The sequence below is a fragment of the Pseudoclavibacter caeni genome (assembly GCF_008831125.1).
GTDB classification, from domain to species: Bacteria; Actinomycetota; Actinomycetes; order Actinomycetales; family Microbacteriaceae; genus Pseudoclavibacter_A; species Pseudoclavibacter_A caeni.
Genome location: NZ_WBKA01000003.1, coordinates 34,115 through 60,296, shown reverse-complemented (window position 1 = coordinate 60,296; position 26,182 = coordinate 34,115). Strand labels below are relative to the sequence as shown.

General features: G+C 69.8%; 25 protein-coding genes and 4 tRNA genes. 15 read left to right on the top strand and 14 right to left on the bottom strand.

Annotated features, from left to right (window positions below; all coding sequences use genetic code 11):
• Positions 1–255 precede the first annotated feature (255 nt).
• Positions 256–1,458, top strand: a complete 1,203-nt coding sequence (locus tag F8O02_RS04470; RefSeq protein WP_225734112.1) for a DNA recombination protein RmuC — start codon at positions 256–258, stop codon at positions 1,456–1,458.
• Positions 1,459–1,527: 69 nt separating this feature from the next.
• On the opposite strand, the gene F8O02_RS04465 is transcribed toward F8O02_RS04470, so the two are convergent.
• From F8O02_RS04465 to serA, 7 genes are all read right to left on the bottom strand, one after another.
• Positions 1,528–1,944 carry a thioredoxin family protein gene (locus tag F8O02_RS04465; RefSeq protein WP_158036053.1) on the bottom strand — a complete coding sequence of 139 codons (417 nt, stop codon included), beginning with the start codon at positions 1,942–1,944 and terminating at the stop codon, positions 1,528–1,530.
• Positions 1,945–2,119: 175 nt separating this feature from the next.
• Positions 2,120–3,055, bottom strand: coding sequence for a patatin-like phospholipase family protein (locus tag F8O02_RS04460; RefSeq protein WP_158036052.1), 936 nt, complete (start codon positions 3,053–3,055; stop codon positions 2,120–2,122).
• A 131-nt stretch (positions 3,056–3,186) separates the two neighbouring features.
• The gene (locus F8O02_RS04455; RefSeq protein WP_158036051.1) at positions 3,187–4,296 is read right to left on the bottom strand and encodes a type I restriction endonuclease; all 1,110 of its coding nucleotides are present in this window, start codon (positions 4,294–4,296) and stop codon (positions 3,187–3,189) included.
• A 175-nt stretch (positions 4,297–4,471) separates the two neighbouring features.
• Positions 4,472–4,547 (bottom strand) — tRNA-His (locus F8O02_RS04450).
• 37 nt (positions 4,548–4,584) lie between these two features.
• Positions 4,585–5,211 (bottom strand): oligoribonuclease, encoded by a 627-nt coding sequence (orn, locus tag F8O02_RS04445; RefSeq protein ID WP_158036050.1) that lies wholly within the window; start codon positions 5,209–5,211, stop codon positions 4,585–4,587.
• 24 nt (positions 5,212–5,235) lie between these two features.
• A tRNA-Arg gene (locus F8O02_RS04440) sits at positions 5,236–5,308 on the bottom strand.
• Positions 5,309–5,476: 168 nt separating this feature from the next.
• The gene (gene serA / locus F8O02_RS04435; protein ID WP_158036049.1) at positions 5,477–6,679 is read right to left on the bottom strand and encodes a phosphoglycerate dehydrogenase; all 1,203 of its coding nucleotides are present in this window, start codon (positions 6,677–6,679) and stop codon (positions 5,477–5,479) included.
• A gap of 160 nt (positions 6,680–6,839) precedes the next feature.
• Between serA and F8O02_RS04430 the strand changes: the two genes are divergently transcribed.
• The 5 genes from F8O02_RS04430 to ettA all read left to right on the top strand — a co-directional run bounded on the left by F8O02_RS04430 (position 6,840) and on the right by ettA (position 12,192).
• A complete protein-coding gene (locus tag F8O02_RS04430) occupies positions 6,840–8,330 on the top strand; it encodes an NCS2 family permease (protein ID WP_404821175.1) in 1,491 nt (496 codons plus the stop codon).
• A gap of 1 nt (position 8,331) precedes the next feature.
• Positions 8,332–8,958, top strand: a complete 627-nt coding sequence (gene msrA, locus F8O02_RS04425; RefSeq protein WP_158036047.1) for a peptide-methionine (S)-S-oxide reductase MsrA — start codon at positions 8,332–8,334, stop codon at positions 8,956–8,958.
• A gap of 159 nt (positions 8,959–9,117) precedes the next feature.
• On the top strand, positions 9,118–9,840 hold the full coding sequence (ssb, locus tag F8O02_RS04420; protein WP_158036046.1) for a single-stranded DNA-binding protein: 723 nt from the start codon (positions 9,118–9,120) through the stop codon (positions 9,838–9,840).
• A gap of 103 nt (positions 9,841–9,943) precedes the next feature.
• Positions 9,944–10,432, top strand: coding sequence for a DUF6993 domain-containing protein (locus tag F8O02_RS04415; protein WP_158036045.1), 489 nt, complete (start codon positions 9,944–9,946; stop codon positions 10,430–10,432).
• Between the two features lie 77 nt (positions 10,433–10,509).
• Positions 10,510–12,192, top strand: coding sequence for an energy-dependent translational throttle protein EttA (ettA, locus tag F8O02_RS04410; RefSeq protein WP_158036044.1), 1,683 nt, complete (start codon positions 10,510–10,512; stop codon positions 12,190–12,192).
• Positions 12,193–12,445: 253 nt separating this feature from the next.
• Here ettA and F8O02_RS04405 read toward each other — a convergent pair whose 3' ends face one another.
• Positions 12,446–13,363, bottom strand: a complete 918-nt coding sequence (locus tag F8O02_RS04405) for an acyl-CoA thioesterase (protein WP_158036043.1) — start codon at positions 13,361–13,363, stop codon at positions 12,446–12,448.
• 226 nt (positions 13,364–13,589) lie between these two features.
• Here F8O02_RS04405 and F8O02_RS04400 point away from each other — a divergent pair, with 226 nt between their 5' ends.
• Positions 13,590–14,357 (top strand): hypothetical protein, encoded by a 768-nt coding sequence (locus tag F8O02_RS04400; protein ID WP_158036042.1) that lies wholly within the window; start codon positions 13,590–13,592, stop codon positions 14,355–14,357.
• A gap of 27 nt (positions 14,358–14,384) precedes the next feature.
• Here F8O02_RS04400 and F8O02_RS04395 read toward each other — a convergent pair whose 3' ends face one another.
• From F8O02_RS04395 to pepN, 3 genes are read right to left on the bottom strand one after another with little or no spacing between them, the layout of a single operon-like run.
• Positions 14,385–14,771 (bottom strand): globin, encoded by a 387-nt coding sequence (locus F8O02_RS04395; protein WP_158036041.1) that lies wholly within the window; start codon positions 14,769–14,771, stop codon positions 14,385–14,387.
• Entirely contained in the window at positions 14,768–16,216 is a 1,449-nt protein-coding gene (locus F8O02_RS04390; protein ID WP_158036040.1) for a mechanosensitive ion channel family protein, read from the bottom strand. The genes F8O02_RS04395 and F8O02_RS04390 overlap by 4 nt, the downstream gene beginning before the upstream one ends.
• A complete protein-coding gene (pepN, locus tag F8O02_RS04385; protein ID WP_158036039.1) occupies positions 16,213–18,780 on the bottom strand; it encodes an aminopeptidase N in 2,568 nt (855 codons plus the stop codon). Before pepN ends, F8O02_RS04390 begins: the two co-directional genes overlap by 4 nt.
• Before the next feature lie 216 nt (positions 18,781–18,996).
• Between pepN and F8O02_RS04380 the strand changes: the two genes are divergently transcribed.
• Entirely contained in the window at positions 18,997–19,473 is a 477-nt protein-coding gene (locus F8O02_RS04380) for a ribose-5-phosphate isomerase (RefSeq protein ID WP_179416343.1), read from the top strand.
• A 99-nt stretch (positions 19,474–19,572) separates the two neighbouring features.
• Here F8O02_RS04380 and F8O02_RS04375 read toward each other — a convergent pair whose 3' ends face one another.
• Positions 19,573–20,067, bottom strand: a complete 495-nt coding sequence (locus F8O02_RS04375; RefSeq protein WP_158036037.1) for a Dps family protein — start codon at positions 20,065–20,067, stop codon at positions 19,573–19,575.
• A gap of 209 nt (positions 20,068–20,276) precedes the next feature.
• Here F8O02_RS04375 and F8O02_RS04370 point away from each other — a divergent pair, with 209 nt between their 5' ends.
• Positions 20,277–20,645 carry a hypothetical protein gene (locus tag F8O02_RS04370; RefSeq protein ID WP_158036036.1) on the top strand — a complete coding sequence of 123 codons (369 nt, stop codon included), beginning with the start codon at positions 20,277–20,279 and terminating at the stop codon, positions 20,643–20,645.
• A 25-nt stretch (positions 20,646–20,670) separates the two neighbouring features.
• On the opposite strand, the gene F8O02_RS09000 is transcribed toward F8O02_RS04370, so the two are convergent.
• On the bottom strand, positions 20,671–20,847 hold the full coding sequence (locus F8O02_RS09000) for a hypothetical protein (protein WP_179416342.1): 177 nt from the start codon (positions 20,845–20,847) through the stop codon (positions 20,671–20,673).
• A 144-nt stretch (positions 20,848–20,991) separates the two neighbouring features.
• Between F8O02_RS09000 and F8O02_RS04365 the strand changes: the two genes are divergently transcribed.
• Positions 20,992–21,228: a hypothetical protein gene (locus tag F8O02_RS04365; protein WP_158036035.1), complete on the top strand. Its 237-nt coding sequence runs from the start codon at positions 20,992–20,994 to the stop codon at positions 21,226–21,228.
• Between the two features lie 127 nt (positions 21,229–21,355).
• Here F8O02_RS04365 and F8O02_RS04360 read toward each other — a convergent pair.
• Positions 21,356–21,429, bottom strand: a tRNA-Gly gene (locus F8O02_RS04360).
• A gap of 116 nt (positions 21,430–21,545) precedes the next feature.
• Here F8O02_RS04360 and F8O02_RS04355 point away from each other — a divergent pair.
• From F8O02_RS04355 to clpX, 5 genes are all read left to right on the top strand, one after another.
• Positions 21,546–21,619 (top strand) — tRNA-Pro (locus tag F8O02_RS04355).
• Between the two features lie 93 nt (positions 21,620–21,712).
• Positions 21,713–23,269: a trigger factor gene (gene tig / locus F8O02_RS04350; RefSeq protein ID WP_158036034.1), complete on the top strand. Its 1,557-nt coding sequence runs from the start codon at positions 21,713–21,715 to the stop codon at positions 23,267–23,269.
• 169 nt (positions 23,270–23,438) lie between these two features.
• Positions 23,439–24,041 (top strand): ATP-dependent Clp protease proteolytic subunit, encoded by a 603-nt coding sequence (locus F8O02_RS04345; RefSeq protein ID WP_158036033.1) that lies wholly within the window; start codon positions 23,439–23,441, stop codon positions 24,039–24,041.
• Between the two features lie 86 nt (positions 24,042–24,127).
• Complete coding sequence (locus tag F8O02_RS04340) at positions 24,128–24,781, top strand: ATP-dependent Clp protease proteolytic subunit (protein ID WP_158036290.1); 654 nt, start codon at positions 24,128–24,130, stop codon at positions 24,779–24,781.
• A 106-nt stretch (positions 24,782–24,887) separates the two neighbouring features.
• Positions 24,888–26,165, top strand: coding sequence for an ATP-dependent Clp protease ATP-binding subunit ClpX (gene clpX / locus F8O02_RS04335; protein WP_158036032.1), 1,278 nt, complete (start codon positions 24,888–24,890; stop codon positions 26,163–26,165).
• The last annotated feature ends 17 nt before the right edge of the window (positions 26,166–26,182 follow it).

The window sequence follows — 26,182 nt, the reverse complement described above, 5'->3', positions numbered from 1 at the left end:
CGTGCGGGGCCGTCACCACGGCCCGGGAACTTCCGTGCGACCACGGTCGCGGTGTCTCGCGCGGGCGGGGCCGTCACGCAGTCACCAACGGTAGCAGCGGAGCGCGGTCGGGACGTCGCAGGGTCGCGCTAGCGTTGGCCGTGCGGTGAGTCGGCCGAGACGCCATGCCGCAGACCGGCCGCCGGGCCGGGCGGTGTCCCGCTCGACGTACCGTGCTGGTGGGCCGGCCGATGACCGAGGCGAATGGAGGAGTCCGTGGAGATCCTGGTGGTGGTGCTGGTCGTGATCGACCTGCTCCTGGCGGCGGTGACGCTGGGAGTCGTGCTGCGCGAGCGGCGACCGGGCGGGGGGACGGGATCGGACGCGTCCGGCGCCGGGGTGCGCGAGGCTGTTGACGCGCTGCGCCCTGATCTGTACGCCCAGCAGTCGGCGATCGGGGAGCGACTCGCCCAATCCGCCGGGCTCATGGACCAGCGCCTGCAGAGTCTCACCGAGTCGCTGGGTCTCGAACTGGCCCGGCTGCGGCAGGACAACGCCCAGCAGCTCGACCGGATGCGCGCCACGGTCGACGAGCGGCTGCACAGCACGCTGGAGCACCGGCTGGGGGAGTCCTTCCGCACGGTGAGCGAGCGGCTCGAGCAGGTGCAGCAGGGGCTGGGGGAGATGCACTCGCTCGCCGCGGACGTCGGCGGGCTCAAACGGGTGCTCACGAATGTGAAGAATCGCGGCGGCCTCGGCGAGCTGCAGCTGGAGCGCCAGCTCGCCGACTGCCTCACCCCGGACCAGTACGCGACGGAGGTGGTGATCCGACCGGGCTCGGCCGAGCGAGTCGAGTTCGCCCTGCGACTGCCCGGCGGTGACGATCACCGGCCCGTGTGGCTGCCGATCGACTCGAAGTTCCCCCAAGAGGACTACGAGCGGCTGCTCGCCGCGCAGGAGGCCGGGGACCAGGCGGCCGCTGACCGAGCCGGACGTGAGCTGGAGCGAGCCGTTCGCGTCCAGGCTCGGCGCATCTCCGAGAAGTACGTCGTCCCGCCATACAGCACCGACTTCGCGATCATGTACCTGCCCACCGAGGGCCTGTTCGCCGAGGTGCTGCGTCGTCCGGGGCTCGTCAGCGACCTGCAGTCGAGCCTGCGGGTGCTCGTCAGCGGGCCCACGACGCTCATGGCCCTGCTCAATAGCCTGCAGATGGGGTTTCGCACGCTCGCGATCGAGCAGCGCACCGCCGAGGTGTGGGAAGTGCTTGCCCAGGCGAAGACCGAGTTCGCCCGGTACGGCCAGGTCTGGGAACGCCTCGCCCGGCAGCTGCAGACCGCGCAGAACACGGTCGAGGAGGTCGGCCGGCGCACCCGTGCGGTGCAGCGAAGGCTCAGAGACGTCGAGGCCGGGCCGGACGATGCCCTCACCGGCCCTGAGGCGGGCACGGCTTCGAGCGGCCCGAGCGCACGGGACTGAGCCGACCCCGCTGCCTGCCGCAACACACGCTTGAACGAGCGGCCCGAGCGCACGGGGCTGAGCCTGCGGTCAGGAGCGGTGCTGCTCGTCAGATCTGGCCGTGGCCGAGGCCGAGGCAGAGGACGCCGCACGTGCGGTGGCACGCTCCTGACGCACCGCGTCCATGTCGAGGCCCTGCACCCGCCGCACGATCTCCCTCAGCGCGCCGAGCCCGAGCGCCCCGGCCTGCGCGAGCACGGGGACGCGCTCGCGGAACACGACGAGCGTCGGGATCGAGGCGATGCCGAACGCCCGCGCGAGCCCGGGCTCGCGATCGACGTCGATGCGGCCGAAGCCGATCTCGGGATGCTCTGCGGCCACGGCCGCGAACACCGGCGCGAACGCCCGGCACGGCCCGCACCAGCGGGCCCACAGATCGAGCAGCACGATGTCGTGGGCGGCCAGCAGCTCGGGCAGCGTCTTCTCAGTCACGTCTGTGGGGGCCATCCCACCGGTATACCCCGTCACCCGGATGATGGCCAGACGCCGGCGGGGGAATGACGCGGTGCGTGGCGCCCGTGACGCACGGGCCAGGACATCTGTGCCCGGGCGCTGAGACTCGCCCGACGGAGAGCCAGCTGCCCTCAGCGGCTCGCACAGACCGGGCCGCCGCCCCGCCGTCTCAGTCGAGGCCGACGAACCGGCGGATCGCCGGCAGCTCGCGCCGGATCTGCGCCGCCCCATCTTCATACGACCGGCGCAGTCGGCGCACGTCGCGCTCCTGGTTGCTCGTGATGTGGCCGGTCGGCGCGAACACGTAGGCACGCCCCTGCCGCTCGAGGTCGAACACGCGGGCGCGCATCCGGTTGTAGCGGGCCGGCCGGGCCTCCAGCGCGGCAGGCACCGCGGGCAGGTCGGGGAATGCCCGCCGGGCGATCCGGCCGGCGCGGAAGGGACCCTTCGCGTAGCCGCGGGGCCGAGAGAGCACGATGACGAACCGCTCGAAACCCGCGTCCTCGGCGGCGTCGAGGGCGATACCGCCATCGGGTCCCATCGCCCCGTCGACGTACGTGGCCCCGTCGATGTGCACCGGAGGCATGAACACCGGCATGGTGGACGACGCCTGCACCTTCGTGAGCAGGTCGTCGAGGTCGGCGATGTCGTCGCGTCCCCACCACACCTCGACGCCGTCGTCGGCGCGAAACGCCCCGATGCGGAAGTCCGCAGGGTTGTCGTGGAGCGTCGCCCAGTCGAGCGGCAGCGCCTCGCCGGGTCGTGACGTGTGATGGTAGATGTACTCCGCGTTGAACATCCCCTCGCCGCGCAGCCAGGTGCGCAGGCCGCCGAGGTTCGGGTCGGCACCGAACTCCACGAACGAGCGGCGTGAGCGCAGCGGATCGCGCGAGAGGTAGTTGACGGTGTGCGAGCTGCCCGCGGAGATGCCCGCGACCCAGCCGAAGTTTAGCCCCGCCTCCACGAACGCGCCCACGACCGGGGCGGTGCACGATGCGCGCATCCCGCCGCCCTCGAAGATCAGTGCGGTGTCGGTGATGTTCGGCGCGGGCGCTCTGCCCGCTCGAGCGCGGTCTGTCGCAGGGTGCGATGCAGGTGCTGACATGTCACTGACCTCGTGTTCCACTGATCGTCTCCATCCGGGTGTGCTCCGCGTCCACTTGGCGGCGATCACCGGCAGAGGCCGGAGCGGAGGCCTTGGCCGGGTGCGTAGGACTGTGCGCCCCCCCCACCCGCTCAGTCGTAATAATGCACCGTCTGGCGAAGCTGATCGGCGAACCGGTAGATCTCGTCGAGCGAGTCGATCGGCTCGCGTGTCTCATGTTTCTCCGCGTCGAACAGGCCTAGGTATTTCTGAGCGTGGTTGAAATGCAGCCGGGCGATGGGCTTGCGATTGTTGTCGTCCAGGAGGATGCCGAAATACGACTTGGTGTCACGCTGGACGATGCGCGCCGGAGCGACCTCGCTGCAGGCGATGGCTCGAACGATCTGGTACCCCTCGATCTCCTCGAGCGTGGTCTCGATGCCCTTAGCCTCGTTCTCGGCGTTCGTCACCGAGGCCTCGGCGGCGCTGGCCGCCGCGGCCGGACCGCTGACCGTGCCGTCGTCCGACTCAGCCTGGTAGGCCTGCCCGCCGAGCGCGGCCTTGAGTCGATCATTGACTTGGTCCGAGAGAAACTGCTTCATCGCCTTCGGCACGAGCACGGAGAACATCTCGCGCACCTTCTGGGTGAACGACCCGTCGTACACGCGAGAGGCGACCGATTTGATCCAGTCGTCGTCGGGATTCCGGAACTGCGCGGCGAGCGTGCGCTTGAGTTCGCCGACATATTTCAGCTCCTCCGCCGCGGAGAGCACGCTGTCGAGGTCGAAGACCTCCTTGGTGAGCTTGTTGAGCTCGGGGACGACGATGGGGTCGAGATCCGAGATCTGGAAGCGCAGGAAGGGCTTCTCATCCATGCGGTTCGGCTTGTCCAGGTCGGTGTAGAACCGATACTCGTCACCATTGGTGAGGATCGCGATGCGCGCGTTGGTGACCGCGAAGTAGCGGAACAGCTGCGAGGCGTGATTGATATTGAGATCCTCGCCGATGCGCTTGCACTCGACGAGGATCTGCACCACGTCGTCTTTGACGATGGCGTAGTCGACCTTCTCGCCCCTCTTGGTGCCGATGTCAGCGGTGTACTCCGGGACAACCTCGTTCGGGTTGAAGACGTCGTAGCCGAGCACGAGGGAGATGAACGGCATGACGAACGCGTTCTTCGTCGCCTCCTCGGTCTCGATCGAATCGCGTTGCTTCTCGATCTTCGTGGCAAGGCTGTTCAGCCGCTCGGCGATCTCTGACATGGTTCTGAACCCCTTCCTGGTGGCGTGGCCGGGCATCAGCGGTCACGGCCGCGAACCGGCCGGCATGAGGCTGATGAACGCATCAACTGTACCGGGCTGACACGTTCTGGAAGCGCAGGAGCGGCCGATCCCAATCGACAGGTGGCAGGGGAGCAGGTGCTGATGAGTGAGAGGATGGGGTGGCTGACGGGACTTGAACCCGCGACATCCGGCACCACAAGCCGGCGCTCTACCAACTGAGCTACAGCCACCATGCGCGCTCGACCGGCGAACGCAGCGAGTGAAAGCTTAGTGGAAATCGAGCCAGGATGCGAATCGAGCCTCCGAGGCTCGTGCCGCCTCGGCGCACGCGTCGCTCGTGGGGCCGGGCGCGGCGGCGATGAAGGTGCGGCGGTAGTAGTCGAGCTCGCGGACCGACTCGAGGATGTCGGCCAGCGCCCGGTGCCCGCCGTGTTTCTCAGGTGCGTGGAAGTAGACCCGCGGGTACCAGCGGCGGGCGAGTTCCTTGATGCTTGACACGTCGATGTTGCGGTAGCTGAGGTGCTCGTCCAGATCGGGCAGGTCGCGGGCGAGGAACGCGCGATCGGTGCCGATCGAGTTGCCCGCCAGCGGCGTGGCCTGCGGGGCGGGGGCGTGCCGACGCACGTACGCCATGACCCGGGCGTCCGCCTCAGCGAGCGTGACCCCGTCGGCCAGCTCGTCGAGCAGCCCCGAGGTGGCGTGCATGTCGCGCACGAAGTCGTTCATGCCGTCCAGCGCGGCCTGCGGTGGGCGGATCAGCACGTCGATCCCCCGGTCGAGCGGGGTGAGCTCTTGATCGGTGGCGACGACCGCGATCTCGATCAGCGCGTCGCGGTGGATGTCGAGGCCGGTCATCTCACAGTCGATCCAGATGATGTTCCTGCCGTGCGGCATGATGCTGCGCCTCCAGACTGCCCGTCCCCCCGGCAGGATTCGAACCCGCGACACAAGGGGTAGAAACCCTCTGCTCTGTCCACTGAGCTACGGGGGGATGCTCGCATGCGCGAACCGGTTACCGAGGATACACCGGTCTGCTGCGCTTCGCCCGCGCGTGACGTCGGTGCGGAACGGAGACGACACGAGCCGGCCGCGACGGACGTGGGACGCGGTGCGCCATGTCGTCCGCCGGGCCGGCTCGACGACCGGTGCAGAGACGGGGTCAGCCCATGATGCGCAGACGGATCGTCTCGTCCATGCCGCGGAGCACGTCGAGCACCTCGTCGGCGACCCACGCGTTGACGTCGGTGACCGAGTAGCCGAGCTCGCCGCGGGTGGCGAGCACCTGGCTGTCGATGTTCACGCCCAGCTCGCTCAGCGAGTTGTTCACCTTCGCGAGCACGCCTGGGATGTTGCGGTGGATGTGCGCGATGCGATGGATGCCCTCGTGCCACGGCAGCGTGAGCGTCGGCAGGTTCACGCTCAGGCTCGTGTCGCCGTGCTTGATGTAGTCGATGAGCTTGCCCGAGACGAAGCGGCCGATGTTGCGCTGTGCCTCCTCGGTCGACCCGCCGATGTGCGGGGTGAGGATGACATTGTCGAACTGCGCCAGCGGGGTGTCGAAGGCGTCGCCGCGCTTCTTCGGCTCCGCCGGGTACACGTCGATCGCGGCGCCGCCCAGGTGGCTGCTGCGCAGTGACTCGACCAGGGCGTCGACGTCGACGACGAAGCCGCGCGAGTTGTTGATGAACATCGCGCCGTCCTTCATGGCGGCGAACTGCTCGGCGCCGAAGAACCCGGTGTTCGACTTGCGGCCGTCGACGTGCAGGGTGACGATGTCGGCCTCGGCGAGCAGATCTTCCAGCGAGTGGCGGCGCTCGGCGTTGCCCATCGCGAGCTTCTCCTGCAGGTCGTAGAAGATGACCTTCATGCCCATCGCCTCGGCGACGACGGACAGCTGCGCGCCGATGTTGCCGTAGCCGATGATGCCGAGTGTGCGGTGGCGCACCTCGTGCGAGCCGGTCGCGGACTTGTCCCACACGCCCCGGTGGGCGAGACGGTCCTTCTGGGGGATGTGCCGCACGAGCATCACGATCTCGCCGATGACGAGCTCGACGACCGAGCGGGTGTTCGAGTACGGCGCGTTGAACACGGCGATGCCTCGCCTCGCGGCGGCGGGCAGATCGATCTGGTTCGTGCCGATGCTGAACGCGCCGACGGCCTCCAGATTCGGGGCGCTGGCGAGCACATGGTCGGTGACCTGCGTCTTCGACCGGATGCCGAGCACCGTGACGTCGGCGAGCTGCTCGATGAGCTCGTCCTCGTCGAGGGCGCCGCCCACGGTCGCGACCTCGAAGCCGCGTGCCTTCAGATTGGAGACGGCGAGGGGGTGGATGTTCTCGAGAAGTAGGGCTTTCTGCACCATTCCAGCGTACCGCGCCGGCGGCGCGTGCGATACGGTCGGGCACGGGCGGCCGCGGGACCGTGATCTACACTGAGCGCTGTCCGGCCACGAGCCGGCCTCTGGCGCGGCCCGACTCGGAGCCGGCGCGAGCCCATCCAGCGGCGAAAGGAACCCCAGCACCGTGACAGCGTCCGTCACCTCCACGACCGAGCAGCATGAGTCGAATCCGCCGGAGAGGGCGTACCGACATCCCGCCTGGCTGGAGCGTCTGTTCGGTGTCGCCCGGCGCGGCTCCACCGTGGGCACCGAGATCCGCGGCGGGGTGGTCACCTTCTTCGCGATGGCGTACATCGTCATCCTGAACCCGATCATCATCGGTGGCACCGAGACCAGGGCGGCCACGGACGTGCTGGGCGGCTGGCTGCCGAACGGGCAGGTCGCCGCGGCCACCGCGCTGACCGCCGGGGTCATGACCATCCTGTTCGGCGTCGTGGCGAACCTGCCGTTCGGGCTCGCCGCTGGGCTCGGCGTCAACTCCTTCCTCGCCGTCAGCGTCATCCAGGACGTGACCTGGCAGGAGGCGATGGGCCTCGTGGTAATCAACGGCGTCGTCATCACGATCCTGTCGCTGACCGGCCTGCGCGAGCGGATCTTCGACGCGATCCCGCAGCAGCTGAAGACCGCGATCACCGTGGGCATCGGTCTGTTCATCGCGTTCATCGGCCTCGTCGACGCGGGGTTCGTGCGCTCCTCCGGCATCGCCTCCCCGCCGGTGCAGCTGGCCGACAACGGCTCGATCTCCACCTGGCCGGTCGTCATGTTTGTCATCACCCTCGTGATCATGGGCGTGCTCATGGCACGGAAGGTCAGGGGGGCACTGCTGATCGGCCTGGTCGTCTCGACGATCCTTGCGATGATCCTCGAGGGCGTGCTGCATCTGGGCAGCAGCGTCGACAGCGCGGGTGGCTGGTCGCTCAACGTGCCCGAGCTGCCGAGCACCCTGCTTTCGGTGCCGGACCTCAGCCTGGTCGGGGCGGTCGACTTCGGCGCGTTCGCCCGCATCGGCTGGCTGAGCGCAACCATGCTCGTCTTCACGCTCTTCTTCACCAGTTTCTTCGACGCGATGGGCACGATGACCGGTCTGGCGAAGGCCGCCGGCCTCGCCGACGAGCAGGGGAACTTCCCACGGCTGAGGTCGGCGATGGTGATGGAAGGCGTCGCGGTCGCCGCAGGCGGGGCCACCTCCTGCTCAGCGAACACCGTCTTCGTCGATTCCGCCGCCGGTGTCGGTGAGGGAGCTCGCACGGGGCTCGCCTCCGTGGTGACCGGCCTGCTGTTCCTCGCGGCCATGTTCCTCACCCCGCTGACGGCGATCGTACCCTCGGAGGTGGCGGCAGCAGCGCTCGTCGCCGTCGGCTCGCTCATGGTCGCCCAGATCCGCGACATCGACTGGAGCGAGTACTCCGCGGCGCTGCCGGTCTTCCTCACGATCACCGTGATGCCGCTGACCTACTCGATCGCCAACGGCATCGGGGTCGGCTTCATCAGCTGGGTCGTGATCAGGACACTCTCCGGGCGCTGGCGGGACATCTCGCCGCTCATGTGGGTCGTTGCGCTCGGCTTCCTCGTCTACTTCGCCCGCGGACCGATCGAGACCCTGATGGGAGTCTGACATGTCTGACCCCGAGCATGAGGAACGCGTGCCGTCGCCTGCGGGGCGGTCGGGCGGAGAGCCGACCGGGAGCCCGACGGACGCACCCACGGGCCGGCTCGTCGTCGCCGGCGGATGCTTCTGGTGCGTCGAGGCAGTGCTGCGTCGGTTGCGCGGCGTGCACGCGGTGACGAGCGGGTACGCCGGTGGCCACGTTGCACATCCCACCTACGAGCAGGTGTGCACCGGAGCGACCGGGCACGCCGAGGCGGTGCGCATCGACCATGATCCGACCGTCATCACCGCGGACACGATCCTCGACGTGTTCTTCACCCTGCATGATCCGACCACACCGAACCGGCAGGGCGCCGACGTCGGCACACAGTACCGCTCGGCACTGTTCGTCCCGGCCGACCTCGCGAACGCCCGGGAGCCGCGCGCGACGTTCGAGCGGGCGATCGCCCGCGCCCAGGCCTGGTGGGCCGACCCGATCGTCACCACGATCGAGTCGATCGACCGCTTCTGGTCGGCCGAGGCGGAGCACCAGGACTTCTTCGCCCGGCATCCGGACCAGATGTACTGCCAGCTGGTCATCCCGCCGAAGGTCGCCCGGGTACGGGCACGCTTCGGCGCGCTCATGGTCGACTGACCGCGACAGCTCCGGCCGGTGGACGCGGCACAGGCGGGCAGCGCGGCGAGCCTCCTCCACAGGGGGTGCGGGGCGCTCGCGGTCTCCCCCGACGCCGCGACAGCATGACGATGACCGGGGCGCCCGTCCCGGTCAGATCCTGCTGACGAAGGAGCCGACATGTCCATCGACACCATCACCGTGGACGGCGTGGTCGCCACCGATCTGCGTCAGGCGCGGACCGGGGACGGCCTCGCCATCACGTCCTTCCGCCTCGCCTCCGCGCAGCGTCGCTACGACGCGCGGCGCGGCGAGTGGACCGACACCGGCACGAACTGGTTCACGGTCACGGCCTTCCGTGGTCTCGCCGAGAACGTCGCCCGGTCGCTGAGCAAGGGGCAGCGCGTGCTCGTGCGTGGCCGGCTGCGGGTCAACGAGTGGCGCAGTGACGACGGCCGCTCCGGGCTGACCGTGGAGATCCTCGCGGACAGTCTGGGGCATGATCTCGCCTGGGGGCGCAGCATGTTCGAGCGGATCAGCCGCGGTGGGCAGTCCGGGGCGGCGGGCGGGGAGCGACCGGCCGCGACCGTCGAGGAGCACGCCTCCGATGCCGGACCGAGCGATGGTGCGGCGACGGACGTCACGGCGGGGCCGGGCGGTGATGGCGTCGCCCCGGTCTCGGCGGCGACGCCGGAGTCGGGGCGGACGGTCGCCGGCACGGCGATCCCGTCCCCGGCACCCGGGGCCTCGCCGTCGGGTGACGGGGATGACACGCCCCGCGCGATGGGGATGACGGCGGGCATGGATCGCACGGATGCCGTCTCGCCCGGATCGGAGTGGGCCGGTGACGGCGGGACGTGGCAGGAGACGGAGCGGGCGGTGTCCGCGTCGACTCCGTCCTGATCCCCGGGCGCGACTGATCCGGATCGATCGGGCGGATCGTCTGCACCGGGTGCGATCATGCAGACCCGCGCCGGCTCCCGTCGATCCGGCTAGGCTGGGGCGGATGAGCACCTTCCGATCCCTCCGGAGCCGCCCCGCCGCGGCGCTGCGCCCGGCCATGACGGGCGCACTCCTCGCCGGCGCCCTGCTGGCGACGACGGCCTGCTCGTCCGGGCCGCAGACCTCGCTGGACACGGCCGAGCCGTCGGCCTCCCCGACAACGAGCGCGTCGCCGTGGTCGACGACCGCGACGGCGGAGGAGGATCAGGCGGCCTTCGACGCGCTGCTGCAGCCCCTCGTCACCGCCGACGCCGTGCCCGAGTCTACCGCGGTCGTCCGGGCTCTGCGTGGGGTCGGCGTCACCGACACCCAGATGCAGATCACCTCGAGCCGAACGCCGACCGGGCTCGACGCGGGCAATGTGAGCGTCTCCGTGCTGCAGCAGGGGCGGTGTCTGGTGGGGGAGTACCACCCCGGGCGGTTCCACAGCGAGGTGGTCGACCCGGTCAACGGGGCCTGCCTCGTGGGCGACACGATGACGCTGCCGCAGTAGCCGGAGACAGCGGGGACGGACACACGCGCGGGCTGCGGATCCCCGGACCCCGGCCGCCGCCCAATACACTGGGTGGCATGGCTGAATACATCTACCAGATGGTGCGTGCCCGCAAGGCGCACGGGGACAAGGTGATCCTCGACGACGTCACGCTCGCGTTCCTGCCCGGGGCGAAGATCGGCGTGGTCGGCCCGAACGGGGCCGGCAAGTCGACGGTGCTCAAGATCATGGCCGGGCTCGACACCCCGAGCAACGGCGAGGCCCGGCTCACGCCGGGCTACTCCGTGGGCATCCTGCAGCAGGAGCCTCAGCTCGACGACGACCTCACCGTGCTGGAGAACGTTCAGCAGGGTGTCGGCGAGATCAAGGCGAAGGTCGATCGGTTCAACGAGATCAGCGCGCAGATGGCCGATCCGGATGCGGACTTCGACGCGCTGATGGCGGAGATGGGCGAGCTGCAAGAGCAGATCGACGCCGCCGACGCCTGGGACCTCGATTCCCAGCTCGAGCAGGCCATGGACGCGCTGCGGCTGCCGCCCTCGGACGCGATCGTGAAGAATCTCTCCGGCGGCGAGCGGCGTCGGGTGGCGCTGTGCCAGTTGCTGCTGCGCAAGCCGGATCTGCTGCTGCTCGACGAGCCGACGAACCACCTGGACGCGGAGAGCATCCTCTGGCTCGAGCAGCATCTGCACACCTACCCGGGCACCGTCGTCGCCGTCACGCACGACCGGTACTTCCTCGATGACGTCGCCGAGTGGATCCTGGAGCTCGACCGCGGTCGCGCCTACCCGTACGAGGGCAACTACTCGACGTACCTGGAGAAGAAGAAGGACCGCCTCGAGGTGCAGGGGCGCAAGGACGCCAAGCTGGCCAAGCGCCTGGACGAGGAGCTCGAGTGGGTGCGGACGAACCCGAAGGGCCGGCAAGCGAAGAGCAAGGCCCGTCTGGCTCGCTACGAGGAGATGGTCGCGGAGGCGGAGCGCACCCGAAAGCTCGACTTCGAGGAGATCCAGATCCCGCCGGGCCCGCGGCTGGGTGACATCGTGCTGGAGGCCGAGCACCTGCACAAGGGGTTCGGCGACCGCGTGCTCATCGACGATCTGTCGTTCACCCTGCCGCGCAACGGCATCGTCGGCGTGATCGGCCCCAACGGGGTCGGCAAGTCCACGCTGTTCAAGACGATCGTCGGCCTCGAGCCGCTCGACTCCGGCACGCTGAAGATCGGCGAGACGGTCAAGATCTCGTACGTCGACCAGGGCCGCGAGGGCATCGACCCGCAGAAGACGGTGTGGGAAGTCGTCTCGGACGGCCTCGACTACATCCACGTCGGCCAGGTGGAGATGCCCAGCCGCGCCTACGTGTCGGCGTTCGGGTTCAAGGGGCCGGACCAGCAGAAGCCGGCCGGCGTGCTCTCCGGAGGAGAGCGCAACCGACTGAACCTGGCGCTCACGCTCAAGCAGGGCGGCAACCTGCTGCTGCTCGACGAGCCGACGAACGACCTGGACGTCGAGACCCTCTCGAGCCTCGAGAACGCGTTGCTGCAGTTCCCGGGCTGCGCGGTCGTGATCACCCACGACCGCTGGTTCCTCGACCGGGTGGCCACGCACATCCTCGCCTATGAGGGTGACGACGAGAATCCGGCGAAGTGGTACTGGTTCGAGGGCAACTTCGAGGCGTACGAGAAGAACAAGGTCGAGCGACTCGGCGAGGAGGCGGCGCGTCCGCACCGCGTCACCTACCGCAAGCTCACCAGAGGCTGAGCCCGCGCCGAGCGGTCAGCGAGCGGAGGGGTGGACCGGAAGGGTCCACTCCTCCTCGTCGTCTCCGGACCCGTGTGAGCAGCCCGTGGGGTCCCGGGACGAGGTGCCCGGGATCGGGACGAGGGATCCGGATCCGGGACGAGGCACCCCATGCCTGGCAGGGTACCCACGCACAGGTCGGAGCGAGGCGCTCAGCCAGGTCGCCACGCTGCGCGCGGCGAGGACGTCGTCCTCGTCCCGAGCGTCCGTCGGCTCAGCGCTCGGGCCGGAACTCGGGCAGGCGGATGAGGCCCTCCTGGCCGACGGTGGCGATGAGCTCCCCGTCGCGGGTGAACATGTGCCCGAGGGTCAGGCCGCGACCGCCCTGGGCGGTCGGGGACTCCTGCACGTAGAGCACCCACTCGTCCGCGCGGGCGGGGCGGTGGAACCACATCGCGTGGTCGAGGCTCGCGGTGAGCAGCCCCGGCCGGGACCACGAGATGCCGTGGCGGCGCAGGATCGGCTCGAAGACCGTGTAGTCGCTCGCGTAGGCGAGGGCCGCGGCGTGGGTGACGGGGTCGTCGTCGAGCCCCTGTCTGGTCTGGATCCACACGGCCTGGAACGGGATGTCCTCAGTCGCTGGGTCCACGTCGGTGTAGATCGGGGAGGGATAGTGGCGCATGCGGAACGCCCGGTAGTCGGAGAAGTAGCGGCGGAAGAGCTCCGGCGCGCCCTGCAGGGTCTCCTCCGTGGTGGGCAGGTCCTCCGGACTCGGGATGCCCTCGGGTGGGCGGATCGCGTGCTCGAGCCCGCGGTCGCGGGTCTGGAACGACGTGATGAGCGACAGGATCGGCTCGCCGTGCTGCAGGGCCTGCACGCGCCGCTGGCTGAACGAGCCGCCGTCGTGCAGGGTCTCCACCGAGAAGTCCACGGGCAGCCCGGTGTCGCCGCCGCGCAGGAAGTACCCGTGCAGCGAGTGCACGAAGCGGCCCTCTGGCACGGTGCGTGAGGCGGCCACGATCGCCTGGGCGAGGATCTGCCCGCCGAAAACGCGGCCGGTGGGCATGAAATGAGAGGGACCGCGGAAGCCGCGCTCGCCGGGAGCGGCCGAGGGCGCGTCCTCGAGGGCGAGCACATCCTCGATGCTGCGCACCGGTGCGATGCCGTCGATGTTATACGAGCGATCTGCCATGCGGGTCCTTCCGACGTGCGAGGTGGCCCGTCACCGATCGCATCGGACGGTGACACGACGGCCTGACCGGATTATAGGCGGAGTGCCGGGCGCCGACGGTCCGACGTCGCGGAGGGCGCTCGTGCGCGCTGGGGTGCTCCGGCCTGATGCCCGGGTCGCCGCCGCGCGCGTCACCGGACGCCGCGGCCCATGAGTCCGCGGCATGCGGACGGGTACCATGAGCGTCATGACCGCCGATGCCCGACTGCGCCTGCTCGACCAGGACGCGGTCGACGACCTCGCCCAGTTCGCCGCCCGGGCCCGCCGGCTCGACGAGCATGCGGCGCTGTGGCTGCGGGCCACGGAGACACTGCTGGTCGCGATGGCCTCGCCGCTGTTCAGCGCGCGACTGGGCGACGACACGCCCACGCTCGTCGCGGTGAAGGTCCTCCCGCTCGCCCGGCCCGGCACGGCCGACTATGTGACGGAGGCGCAGGCGATCGCTGACCGCACCGCCCGCATGCGGAGCGAGGATGACACCCTGCTGCGTCCGCCGCCCGTCGAGGTGCACGAGGTGTGGACGGGCATCGCGCCGCCCAGAGGCGGTTGGTCGCCCGTCGCCGTCGTCCCGGAGTCGGCCGTCCGCGAGGTCGCCCGGGCCGGGATCGCCGAGATCGCCGCGGGTGCCCCGACCGGTTCCGGCGAGCTCGCCGTCCACGAGCTGCGGGGACGGGTCTGGGGGCGTCCGGCGGACGCACTGGGCGGCATGACGGCCGGGCTCGCGTTCGCCCTCGACGGCTTCGGCTTCCTCGGCGCGCCCGGGATGGATGACTCGGCTGCGTCGGCCGGCCCGGATGCCGTGCCGACCGGCGCCGTGCCGAAGCACGCCGTGCCGGACGGCACCAGTGCGGACGGCACCGGCACCGTCCGACTGCTGCGCAGCGGGCGCTGGCAGCGTGCGGCCGGACGCTACGGTGACGTGCTCGCCCGCGTCCGCGCGCACCGGGCGGGCTGAGGGCCGGGACGGTCTCGTCACCCTCGATCAGGGCTCGAGGGTGTTGATCATCGCGTGGGCCACCCGATCGAAGTGGTCCCACAGCGCACCGCGCACGAGCGGGGTGGGGTCGACCTCGTCCAGGGCGGCGGACATGCACGCGAGCCAGTGCTCCCGGGCCTCGGGGTTGACCTTGAAGGGCATGTGGCGCATCCGCAGCCGGGGGTGTCCGCGCTCCTCGCTGTACGTGGTGGGTCCGCCCCAGTACTGCACGAGGAACAGTGCGAGCCGTCGCTCGGCGCCGGCCATGTCGTCCGCGGGGTACATGGGCAGCAGCACCGGATCCTCGCGCACCCGCAGGTAGAACGCCGCGGCGAGCCGCCCGAAGAACGGCTGGCCGCCGACCTCGTCGTACAGGGTGTGCTGCTCGGTCATCGGCTGCTCCGCTCGTCTCCGGGGTGCTCGGGGGAGCCCTCCGCCGGGGTGGACCCGGCGGAGGTGCGTCCGGGGTGGGATGCGCCGTCCGCGGCGGCGGGTCGCGTCGTCCTGGTGCCCCTGGTCGGGCCGCTTGACGCAGCGGTGCCCCCGGCCTTGTCGCTCGGCGCCGCGGTGCCCCTGACCGAGGTGGCATCGTCGGCGGTGTCACCCGCTGTCGTGGCGTTCCCCGTGGCATCCGTGGCCGTCGGGGTGGCCGTGCTGCCAGCCGGCCGGGACGTCGTCGTCGACGGGCGCGCGGTCTCCGGTACCGAGGCGGCCGTCCGAGCCGCCCGCCGTCGGGCCGCGTCGCGTCGGCGCGCGGCTCGGACCCGGTGGCGGCGGCGCCGCAGCTCGGCCGGATCGGCGGCCTCGGCGGCGAGCGTGTGTTCGATCTCCTCCGTGGTCGCCGTCACAGTCTCCTCCGGCATCGCGCGGCCGGTCACCGCGGGATCGGCGATCGTGGTGCCCTTGACCCTGGGATTGTGGGACTCGATCGTCACGCGGACGGTGCTCGTCGTCGCCGGGTGCACGTTGTACTGGGCGAACAGGCGCAGGATGCGCAGGCGCAGCTCGCGGGAGACCTCGTCCTGCTGCCCGGGGTGCGTCTTCAGCGCGAGCTTCACCGTCATCATGTCGCCGGTGAGCGCGGTGATGCCCCACAGCTCCGGTTTGCCCTCGATCTTGCGCAGCCAGTACCGCTCCCGGATCATCTCGCGCGCGGCGGTTAGCATCAGCTCCTGGACGGCCTCGAAATCGCTCTCGGCGGGCAGGTCGATCTGGATGATCGCCCGGCCCCACCCCTGCGACTGGTTGCCGACCCTGAGGATCTCGCCGTTGCGCACGTACCACAGCGTGCCGTCCGCCGCTCGCACCCGGGTCACGCGAAGCCCCACGCCCTCGACGGTGCCGGTGACCGGGCCCAGATCGACGATGTCGCCGACGCCGAGCTGATCCTCGAACACCATGAACAGGCCTGTCAGGAAGTCCTTGACCAGGCTCTGGGCTCCGAATGAGACGGCGACGCCGACGATCCCGGCGCTGGTGATCAGGGCTCCGGTGTTGAAGCCCAGCTCGCCGAGGATCGAGATCGCGGCGATGACCACGAGGGTCCAGGTGATGATGTTCGTGGTCACCGATCCGATCGTGCGGGTGCGCTGGACGACCCGGGCCTTCGCCAGCGGGGAGACGAGCAGATCGGTCGTCTTGGTGATGTCCTCCTTGCCCTTCACCCCGCTGACGATGCCGCGCACGATGCGGCGGGTGAGCAGCAGCAGCAGCCAGCGCAGCACGATCGTCACCACGACGATCATGATGATGTTGCCGACCTTGCTCCACTCGCCCCAGAACTTCGCGATGAAGTCGAGGGTCGACTGCAGCCAGGGCGCGAGGGCCGCGGGGATCATGCGTCCTGTGCGTCCCGCCGCTGCACGTCGAGGGCGCGCAGCACGCCGGCCAGATTCTCGATCACGATGCGGCGCAGCGCCTGAGGGGCGCGCTCATGGTCGGCGAGCCACGCGCGCGCCCGGTCGGCGAGCGCCTCGTCGGCGAGGCCGGCTGGGAAGGTCGCGTCGATGATCTCCTCGACCATGTGGTAGCTGCGCTCGTGCCACAGCGGCTCGAGGGCAGCGAAGTGCGGTTCGATGATGCCGCGCAGCAGCTCGGGGTCGAGCACCCGCTGCAGCCCGAACCCCATGTGCCGTACGGTGAGGTTCGTCAGAGAGTCGTCGGTGAGGATGCGTCGGGCCGTCTCCAGCTTGTTCTCGCTGGTGGGGATCGCGGCCCGGGCGCGGGCCGCGGCGAGCATGCCGGTTGCCGTGTGATCCTGCTCGAGCGCGGCGTCGATCTCGGGGACGCCGGCACGTCCGCCCACCACGAGGGAGACGAGCAGATCCCAGGCGAGGTCGGTGTCGATGACGAGCGCCGGCAGGGTGAGCCGGCCGTCGCGCAGCGCCTCGACGATGTCGAACTGCTCGGGGGTCGACGCGAGCGCGGCGAACGAGCGGACGAACTGGAACTGTCGGTCGCTGCCGGCCGGCGCGTTCTGCGCGAGCTGCCAGACGACGTCCGCCGCCGCGTGCCGGGCCCGGGCGCGCGTGTCCGGGGCGGCGTACACGCCGGTGACCGTGCCGAGCTGTGCGAGCACGGTGCGCAGCGTGGTCGACTCGTCCTCGACGTGGACGTTGGCGAGCACGGTGCGGGTGAACACATGGGCGGGGATCTCGCAGTCCCGGGTGGCATCCCACAGGGCGCTCCACACGATCGCGCGGGCGGTCGGATCGTGCAGGTCCTTCAGATGGGCGATCGCCGCCCGTTCCGAGGCGGGGTCGAGCCGCACCTTCGCGTAGGTGAGGTCGTCGTCGTTGACGAGGATCAGGTCTGGGCGCCGGGTGCCGACGAGCGCGGGCACGTCGGTGCTTGCCCCGTCCACGTCGATCTCGATGCGATCGACGCGCTCGAGCCCCGAGCCCGTCAGCTGGTACACGCCGATGGCGAGGCGATGCGGGCGCAGCACGGGGTGCTCCTCCGGCGCGGTCTGCTCGATGCGGAACGCGGTGATGACCCCGTCGTCGTCGGTCTCCACGACGCCGGTGAGGGTGTCGACCCCGGCGGTCTCCAGCCACAGGTGCGACCAGGTGCGCAGGTCGCGTCCGCTGGCCGCCTCCAGCTCGGAGAAGAGGTCGGCCAGCTCGGCGTTGCCGTGCGCGTGCGCGGTCAGGTAGCGGTGGATGCCGCGGAAGAAGGCGTCGCGTCCCACGTACGCGACGAGCTGCTTGAGCACGGAGGCGCCCTTGGCGTAGGTGATCCCGTCGAAGTTCACCTGGACGTCCTCGATGTCGCGGATGGGCGCGAGGATCGGGTGTGTGGAGGGCAGCTGGTCCTGCCGGTACGCCCAGGCCTTCTCCGTCGACGCGAAGGTCGCCCAGGCGTCCTTCCACTCTGTCGCCTCGGCGGTCGCCAGCGTGGAGGTGAACTCGGCGAACGACTCGTTGAGCCACAGGTCGTTCCACCAGCGCATGGTGACCAGATCGCCGAACCACATGTGGGCCAGCTCGTGGAGGATGGTGACCACGCGGCGCTCTCGCATCGCGTCGGGCACGTTCGAGCGGAACACGTACGCCTCTGTGAAGGTCACCGCGCCGGCGTTCTCCATCGCGCCGGCGTTGAACTCGGGCACGAACAGCTGGTCGTACTTCTCGAAGGGGTAGGGGACGTCCCACAGCCGCTCGTAGAACGCGAAGCCCTGCCGGGTCTTCGCCATGATGTAGTCGGCGTCGAGATGCTCGGCGAGGGAGCGGCGGCAGTACACGCCCAGCGGGATCGTGCGGCCGTCGACGCTGGTCAGCTCGCCGTGCTCGTGGTGATAGGGGCCGGCGACGAGGGCGGTGATGTAGCTGGAGATGCGCTGGGTGGGCTGGAAGCGCCACACGCGGGCTGGGCCCTGTGCCGCGTCCGGGGCGGGCGCGGTCTCGGCGACCGGTGTGTTCGCCACCACCGTCCACGACTCGGGCGCCGTGACGGTGAACGTGAACGAGGCCTTCAGGTCGGGCTGCTCGAACACAGCGTACATGCGCCGGGCGTCCGGCACCTCGAACTGCGTGTAGAGGTACACCTCGTCGTCGACGGGGTCGACGAAGCGGTGCAGCCCCTCGCCGGTGATCGAGTAGCGCGCGTCGGCGTCGATGACGAGCTCGTTGTGCTCGGTGAGGTCCGGCAGCTGGATGCGCAGGCCGTCGCTGACCAGGGCCGGGTCGAGCTCTGCGCCGTTGAGCGTGATCGTGTGGACGCGCTCGGTGACCGCGTCGATGAAGGTGGACGCACCGGCCTCCGCGTCGAACACCACCCGCGTGCGGCTGCGGAACACCGTCGTCGAGGGGACGGTGAGGTCCAAGTCCACGTCGTAGCGGTCGACGCGGACGAGCCCGGCGCGCTCGCGCGCCTCGTCACGGGTGAGGTTCAGGCCTGGCATGTGTCACTCCTTCTGGTCGGCTCGCGGCTCCGGGGTGCTGCCGTCGCGGACGAGGACGGCCGCGTGGGTGACGCGATCGCTGATCAGTGTAGGCACAGCCCGCGGCGCTCCGGCCGGGCAGGCGCCGTCTGTTCGCCATGGGAGTACCGAGGACGCCGGGCGGCGGAGGTGCGTCGGGCACGTGACCGGCTGCCCCGCATCGCTACCATGGAGGGCATGACACAGCTGCCGATCCTGCACATCGCCACCGACCACGCCGGTCTGGAGCTCAGCCACCAGCTGATCGATCACTTCCGGGCCCTCGGACACGAGGTGGTCGACCACGGGCCGCAGAGCTATGATCCGCAGGACGACTACCCGGGGTTCTGCATCGCCGCGGCGGAGGCCACGGTGGCCGACCTGCGCGCGGGGCGCCCGGCGCTCGGCATCGTCATCGGCGGCTCCGGCAACGGCGAGCAGATGGCTGCGAACAAGGTCGTCGGCGTGCGTGCGGCGCTCGTGTGGAACGAGGCGACGGCGAAGCTGGCGCGGCAGCACAATGACGCGAACGTCGTGGCGGTCGGCGCCCGTCAGCATGACGTGGCCGAGGCGACCCGACTGATCGAGTGGTTCGTGGCCGAGCCGTTCAGCGGCGACGAGCGGCACGTGCGGCGCATCGGCCAGATCGCCGCGTACGAGCGCGCTCGCGGCTGACCGGGCGCACGCGAATGAGGGCGGGGCGGTGTCCGCACGGACACCGCCCCGCCCTCGTCTGGTCTGCGGGAGCACTCGCGCCGGCGGCGCGAGCCCGGGTCACGCCTCCGCGATGTGCGCGAAGAAGAACCAGCGATCCTTGTCGAGCCCGCGCTCGATCTCGAGGGCCACGTCCTGGCTGGAGAGGTCGATGCCGTCGAGCTCCACGACGGCCTCGTGGGTCACCTTCAGCGCGGCGTCGATCTGGGCGATCGCGGCCTTGATCGTGTCCTCGGACTGCTGGAAGCCGTCGGCGAGCTCCGGCGCCTGGGTGCGGGCCGCGACGGTCTGGACGCGTCCGTCGACGGGCAGGCCGAGGGCGATGATGCGCTCGGCGGCGAGGTCGGCCCAGTCGCGGGCGTGGTCGACGAGGGTGTCGAGCAGCTCGTGGATCGGGCCGAAGTTCGCGCCGCGCACATGCCAGTGCAGCTGCTTGGCGTTGACGCTCAGCGCGGTCAGCTCGACGACGACGGGCTGGAGGAACTGGGCGACCCCGGCGACGGTCTCGGCGGTGACGGCGGTCTGGGCGGGGGCGACAGTGGTGTTGGTGGTCATGTGAGGGCTCCTTTCGAACTCCTTGTGGTCTCCACGGTAGAGACGCCCGTTGACGGCGTCAACGCAGCTGAGGCTCGGCGAAGGCGGTGAGGTGAGGCGGGGCTGATCATGCCGATCCGCGACTGTGGCGCGTCCCCCGCGAGGGCGCGGGCGAGCCCGGGATCCGCGGGGCCCGGGCGCCTCGCGGGGTGGTGGCGGGGGACGAGCGTGTGACGAAGGATGACATCGACCGGGGCCACGTCGGCGCCTGTTTCCCGTCCCGTGACGTGCTCGACATCTGCCGGACACCATCCGCGGCTAGTCTGACCGCGACGTCCGGCGACGGGGGTCGCTCGGGCGTCCAGGAACGGGAGGTCGTCATGTCCAGCTCCGCGAACGTCATCGCGGTCGCCCCGCATCGTCTGCGTGCCGCGCGCCACCGCGCCGGTCGCCGCCTCGCCCGACGCGTGGTCACCCCGCTCGGCTCGGCTCATCTGCTGCGCCGGGCGCCGAGCGATCCGTTCGGCATCCTCTGGCAGGTGATCTACCCGGACGGCACCCGCCGGATCTGGCGCGAGCATCAGCTGCGGGCCTGGTAGCGCTCGCCCTGCTGCCGGGGCCTGCTCAGACGATGCGGATGCTCGTGATCTGCGCGTCCTCCGGCACCGCCCCGGTGGCTGCGGCCCTGGCTGCGGGATAGTCGGCGCCCTCGCCGGTCGCCTCGAGTGTCTCGAGCCGGGCGAGGTCGGTGTCGTCGCCGGGGTCCTCGGGCAGGATGCGATATCGGATGACGACCTTCATGACTCCATGATAGGCGTCGCAGGTCCACAGGCCGGGATGGGGCTGTGCGGGGTGCCCTGTGTCCAGATGACCGTCGGGGGCCTCGTGCGCGGAACGCCGCGGGCGAGGGGCGCTTTCCCACCTGACGGGGACTACCATGAGCGCGTGTCCGAGAGGCTTGAGCGCAGTGAGCAGCTGCCGGAGGATGGCCGTGTCCTCTTCGCGCATGACGGCGGGACGCTTCACATCGTCGCGGGAGAGGGGCGGGTCTGGACGCTGACCCGGAGCGGTCGCAGCGTGGAGCTGCACGAGCTGGAGTCCGGTCTGTTCCGCATCGACGACGGCGAGCGGGTGACGGGGCCGCTGACCTGGCAGCAGGTCATCGCGGCGCATCTGCCCTGAGCCGGTCGGCGTCCGCTGCTCGTGGCTGACTTCGGGGCCGTGACTATTTTCTGGGCTGTGACCATGATGTGCTGGCTCGAACGCGCCGAGATGCCGTTCGCGGTGGTCGGTGAAGCGACCTGCGGGGTGGAGCGGCCGACGAGAATCGAACTCGCGTGACCAGTTTGGAAGACTGGGGCTCTACCATTGAGCTACGGCCGCAGGACGCTGCGCGGTGCGCACGCCGGGATAAGATCCTACCCGTTTTGCGATACACTTGCACGGGCCGCTCCATGGCGGCCCGGCTGTCGTGCCCGGTGACCCGGTGCGCGAGAAGCCGGGATGTAGCTCAGCTTGGTAGAGCACTCGCTTTGGGAGCGAGGGGTCGCAGGTTCAAATCCTGTCATCCCGACGGAGGATGCCGGATGCCCCGGCCATTCCGACGCGCCGATGACGTGCACCCGCCTGCCGGCGCGAACGCGAGGAAACAAGAGGAGACCAATAAGTGTCCAGCACCGTTGAGCAGCTGAACCCGACCCGAGTGAAGATCACCATCGCGGTGACCCCCGAGGAGTTCAAGCCGGCTCTTGACAAGGCCTACAAGGAGATCTCGAAGAACGTCCAGATCCCCGGGTTCCGGAAGGGGCACGTGCCGGCCCCGATCATCGATCAGCGCATCGGGCGCGGGGCGGTCGTGGAGCAGGCCATCAACGACAGCCTCGACTCGTACTACCAGCAGGCCGTGCGTGAGAACGACGTGCATCCCCTCGGCCGTCCCAGCGCGGACATCGCTCAGCTGCCCGATCTGAAGACGCTCGATGGCGACCTCCAGATCGCCGTCGAGGTCGACGTGCGACCCGACTTCGAGATTCCCGACGCGTCGACGCTGACCGTGGAGGTGGACTCGGCGGACGTCACCGACGCCGACGTCGACGAGGAGCTCGAGCACCTGCGCGATCGCTTCGCCACGCTGAAGAAGGTCGACCGCCCGGCGAAGAAGGGCGATTACACGAACATCGACCTCGTCGCCACGATCGACGGGGAGAAGATCGACGACGCGAGCAACGTATCGTACGAGATCGGATCAGGCCAGCTGCTCGACGGCATCGATGAGGCGCTCGAGACGCTCACCGCCGGGGAGACCACGACGTTCGAGTCGCAGCTCGTCGGCGGCGACCACGAGGGCGAGACCGCGTTGATCGAGGTCACGCTCAACGCGGTCAAGGAGCGTGAGCTGCCGGAGATCGACGACGAGTTCGCCCAGCTGGCCAGTGAGTACGACACGGTCGCGGAGCTGCGCGACAGCCTGCGTGACGAGGCCGCGAAGCACAAGCGCTCCGCCCAGTTCGGGCAGGCGCGTGGTCGCCTCGTCGAGAAGCTGCTCGACGAGATCGACCTCCCGCTGCCCGATGGCATCGTCGACGAGGAGATCAAGGCGCATCTCGAGCAGGAGGGCAAGAGCGAGGGCGACGCGCACGCCGAGGAGATCCGCGGCGATGTCGAGCGCGGCATCCGCACCCAGCTGCTGCTCGACAAGGTCGTCGAGGAGCTCGGCGTGCAGCTGAGCCAGGATGAGCTGTCACAGTACCTGGTGCAGCAGTCGATGCAGTACGGCATCGACCCGAACGAGTTCTTCCGCATCATCAGCCAGCAGGGGCAGCTACCCGCGCTGTTCGGCGAGATCACGCGCAACAAGGCGATCTCGGAGCTCGTCAGCCGGGCGAAGGTCGTCGACGACCAGGGCACCGAGGTCGATCTGAGCGAGTTCCTGCCGAAGACGGAGGAGAAGCCCGCCGCGGATGACGCCGAGGCGTCGGCGGAGGCCGCCGACACGGCCACCGACGAGTCGACCGAGCCGGATGCGTCGGCCGAGGCGGACGCGCCGGCCGAGGAGAAGCCCGCGGCGAAGAAGCCCGCGGCGAAGAAGGCCACCGCGAAGAAGACTGCGACGAAGGCTGCGACGAAGAAGGCTGCGACGAAGAAGGCGGACGGTGCGGAGAAGCCCGCGGCGAAGAAGTCGTCGCGTGGCCGTCATGCGGCGCCCGCAGAGGACGCGGAGTGACCGGACGGTGACACGCGGCCGAGAGGCCGCACCGCGGGCGGGGCGCACATCCCAGGGGTGTGCGCCCCGCCTCGTCGTCCCGCGTGGCTTTTGCCCACGGCGAACACCCCGGACGGGTGTCAGCGGGGTCCAGTAGATTCATACATGCACCGACGAACGGAGAGTGGAGATGGCAGAGTCCCATGGGCAGGCGTCGATCTATGACCGCCTGCTGAAAGAGCGCATCATCTGGCTGGGGTCGGAGGTCCGCGACGAGAACGCCAATGAGATCTGCGCGAAGATCCTGCTCCTGGCGGCCGAGGATCCCGAGGCTGACATCTACCTCTACATCAACTCTCCGGGTGGCTCGATCACCGCGGGCATGGCCATCTACGACGCGATGCAGTTCGTGCCCAACGACGTCGTCACCGTCGGCATCGGCATGGCCGCGTCGATGGGGCAGTTCCTGCTCTCCAGCGGCACGAAGGGCAAGCGGTACGCCACGCCCAACACGCGCGTGCTGCTGCACCAGCCGCACGGCGGCTTCGGCGGCACCGCCTCGGACATCGCGATCCAGGCGCAGCTGATCGGCGACATGAAGCGTCGCCTGTTCGAGCTGACCGCGGAGCAGACCGGCAAGACCGTCGAGCAGATCGCCCGGGACGGCGATCGCGACCACTGGTTCACGGCGCAGGAGGCGCTCGAGTACGGCTTCGTCGACCACATCCAGTCCGCGGCCAAGGATGTCGCCGGCGGCGGCGGAACCGCGCGGGACGCGGGGGCGGACAAGTGAACGACGTCGAGACGGGCATGAGAGAGACGGGTGCACACATGGAATTCCCCAACAGCGCGGTACCGCGGCGACTGCCGTTCAGTGGGATGATGCCGGCAGGCCTGCCGACTGGACCCGGCCTGCCCGTCTCCCGGTACATCCTGCCGGAGTTCGAGGAGCGCACCTCCTACGGTTACAAGCGGCAGAACCCGTACACGAAGCTGTTCGAGGATCGCATCATCTTCCTCGGCGTGCAGGTGGATGACGCCTCCGCGGATGACATCATGGCGCAGCTGCTCGTTCTGGAGAGCCTCGACCCCGATCGTGACATCCAGATGTACATCAACTCGCCCGGCGGGTCGTTGACGGCGCTGACGGCCATCTACGACACCATGCAGTACATCCGCCCGGAGGTGCAGACGATCTGCCTCGGTCAGGCCGCCTCGGCCGCCGCGGTGCTGCTGGCCGCCGGCGCGCCCGGCAAGCGTCTCGCCCTGCCGAACGCCCGGGTGCTCATCCATCAGCCGGCGATCGGCGGCGAGGGCGGCCACGGCCAGGCCTCCGACATCGAGATCCAGGCGGCGGAGATCCTGCGGATGCGGGAGTGGGTCGAGGACACCCTCGCGGAACACTCCAACCGCACCAAGGAGCAGGTGCACCAGGACATCGATCGCGACAAGATCCTCACCGCCGAGCAGGCGCTGGAGTACGGGCTGATCGACCAGGTGCTCACCACGCGCAAGACGCAGCGGCGCGCCTGACCCGGCCCCCGATGCGCCCGGCATCCGACCCGTGGGCGGGTCGAATGCCGGGCGCCCGGGCATCGGGTAGGGTCGACATCGGCGGACGTGGAGAGGATGCAGTGGCATGGCACGGATCGGGGAGACATCGGATCTGCTGAAGTGCTCGTTCTGCGGGAAGAGCCAGAAGCAGGTGCGCAAGCTCATCGCCGGCCCGTCCGGCGTGTACATCTGCGACGAGTGCATCGAGCTGTGCAACGAGATCATCGACGAGGAGCTCACCGAGCCGCCCGTCGTCGAGGAGACGGAGCTGCCGACACCGAAGGAGATCTACCGGTTCCTCGGCGAGTATGTCGTCGGGCAGGAGAAGGCGAAGCGCGACCTCTCCGTCGCAGTGTACAACCACTACAAGCGCATCCGGGCGCTGGAGGCCGACCGCGCCGAGGGCGCGACCGACCAGACGGTCGAGATCCAGAAGTCCAACATCCTCATGGTCGGACCGACCGGCTGCGGCAAGACCTATCTGGCGCAGACGCTCGCCCGGCGGCTCAACGTGCCGTTCGCGGTCGCCGACGCGACCTCGCTGACCGAGGCGGGGTACGTCGGCGAGGACGTCGAGAACATCCTGCTCAAGCTGCTGCAGGCCGCTGACTTCGACGTCGAGCGAGCCCAGCACGGCATCATCTACATCGACGAGATCGACAAGATCGCGCGCAAGGCGGAGAACCCCTCGATCACCCGTGATGTCTCGGGCGAGGGCGTGCAGCAGGCGCTGCTGAAGATCATCGAGGGCACTGTCGCCTCGGTGCCACCGCAGGGCGGGCGCAAGCACCCCAACCAGGAGTTCATCCAGATCGACACCACGAACGTCCTCTTCATCGTCGCCGGGGCGTTCGCCGGGCTCGAGGACATCATCGCCGAGCGCGCCGGCCAGCACGGCATCGGCTTCGGGGCTCCGCTGTCCACCGCGGAGGACCGCGTCGACGTCCTCTCCCGTGTGGAGCCGGAGGACCTGCGCCGCTTCGGGATGATCCCCGAGTTCATCGGGCGGCTGCCCGTGCTGACGACGGTGGACGCTCTCGACCGCGCCGCGCTGGTCGACATCCTGATCGGCCCGCGCAACGCCCTGGTCAAGCAGTACCAGCGGATGTTCGCCCTCGACGGCGTCGACCTGCAGTTCACCCGTGAGGCGCTGGAGGCGATCGCCGACCTGGCTGTCGCGCGCGGCACCGGGGCGCGCGGCCTGCGCGCGATCCTTGAGACGGTGCTCGGCCCGGCCATGTTCGAGGTCCCGGGGGAGAGTGACATCGTCCGCTGCCTCGTGACCGCCGATGCCGTGGCCGGCACGGCCCCGGTCGAGGCTTTCACCGAGGAGGAGCTGGGCGAGGAGTCGAAGACCGCCTGAGCCGACGCTTGAGCGGA